The following is a 1,507-nucleotide window of genomic DNA, read 5'->3' as shown; positions in this document are numbered from 1 at the left end:
TTAGCAGATTAGACCCTACCGGACCGCCGCTGTTAAAGCCCGCGCTCTGATGTTCGGTTTTATAGTGCGCCTGATTATCAATGTCTGACCAGCCCAGCGTGCCGGTATCCAGGCGATTTTTATCCGCCGCGCCCGTCGAGGATATCACCGCCCCGTCCAGTTGGGTGTGATCACCCACCCTGATGTCATAACCCCCGCTGCCCGCAAACAGTCCGCTCTGCTCCTGCACCGAGTCAAACAGGCAGGAGGCGGATACAGATCCCGGTACGACCCGCTGTGACGAAGATCCTTTCAGTTTCGCTGGAAGGCTTGCCGGGAGAAGAAGCGGAGAACGCACCGCGCAAGCGAGGCCCAGCATTAACCTGAAGGGCGACTGGCTGGAGCAGGCGGGGTTTGATACCGGGGTGAAAATTGACGTGCGGGTGATGGCGGGCTGCCTGGTGATTACGGCACAGCAGCCGGAGGCGGAACCGGAGATTATGCAGACGCTGAGGAAGGTCTGTAAGCTGTCGGCCCGCAAGCAGCGGCAGGTGACTGAGTTTATCCGGATGATTGCAGAGCCGCAGAAGCGGGGCGGTAGCTGATCGTTAAAATAAAAATCCCGGCTCGACTGAGCCGGGATCGTTGTTTATTCAATGGGCATTGCTGTGTACTGATCAATGATATAAACATCTTCTACAGCGCATTCTGGATAGATCCATTTTGCCCAGTTATTGATGATCCACTCAGTGCTTAAAGCATGACCTTCCGTAGAAGCACTTTCTAGTGGGAGTTCGATCAGCATTGACCCAGCCTTAAATCCTGATGAAACAACCAGACCGTGCGTATGAGCCATATCTATTACCATAAAATCTACAATATTTTCATATGGCCACACTGCGGGTAATCTGAATATTCGGCCCCGACGTATAGACTTCCCCGGATAGTTGACTAATTTAATGTATTCCATCATTTAATCCTCAAGTTGTGTCCACCAGATTTATCTTTACTATCAGGTATTTCCTTCATAGCAAAGTTAACTGCTTTAATGTGTTTCCCTTGAGGACTAACAACTTCAAAACGGCCATGCTGAGTATCGAGAGCATATAAATTGCCATCTGTGCCTCGATAAACATCTCGGTTATTCATTTTGGTTAACTTGTTATCCTTAATCATTTCATGAGCAGAGGCTACCGATGGAGCGGTTTGTTTTACAATCGCAACACGCTCTCCCGGAGGGAGTTTAAACAGACTGGACTCAAATTCACCAACCGTTATACCGGTGGCAATTTTGATGGTTGGATCAACTGCTTTAACAACCCCAGGCACTTTCTTGCCCGGCAATATAATACCCGCCAGCATCCCACCCGTGGCTTCCAGCGCCGCCTGATTTCCGTCAGCCGCCTGTTTGATTGTGTCGGCGACTGCTGACCAGGTTTCGCTTTGCATCAGCGCTTTCACGCTGTCTGCTACCGTCTGATTCTTCCCGGCCAGATCATTAAGAGCTGTACCACAGTAACTGTCCCCG

The 1,507-nt window shown here is 50.7% G+C and carries 2 protein-coding genes and 1 pseudogene; 1 reads left to right on the top strand and 2 read right to left on the bottom strand.

The window, feature by feature from the left end; all coding sequences use genetic code 11:
- Positions 1-356 precede the first annotated feature (356 nt).
- Positions 357-584, top strand: a complete 228-nt coding sequence (locus tag ABEH87_RS21620; protein WP_346579413.1) for a SymE family type I addiction module toxin — start codon at positions 357-359, stop codon at positions 582-584.
- A gap of 44 nt (positions 585-628) precedes the next feature.
- Here ABEH87_RS21620 and imm45 read toward each other — a convergent pair whose 3' ends face one another.
- Both imm45 and ABEH87_RS21610 read right to left on the bottom strand, forming a co-directional pair.
- Entirely contained in the window at positions 629-952 is a 324-nt protein-coding gene (gene imm45 / locus ABEH87_RS21615; protein WP_346579412.1) for an Imm45 family immunity protein, read from the bottom strand.
- Positions 949-1,507 (bottom strand): annotated as a pseudogene (locus tag ABEH87_RS21610) (hypothetical protein); the annotation flags it as partial. The pseudogene ABEH87_RS21610 and the gene imm45, both read right to left, overlap by 4 nt.

The sequence above is a fragment of the Erwinia sp. Eh17-17 genome (assembly GCF_039675725.1).
Lineage (GTDB): Bacteria > Pseudomonadota > Gammaproteobacteria > Enterobacterales > Enterobacteriaceae > Erwinia.
The sequence above is the reverse complement of the archived record's forward strand: the minus strand, read 5'-3'. Positions and strand labels throughout refer to the sequence as shown.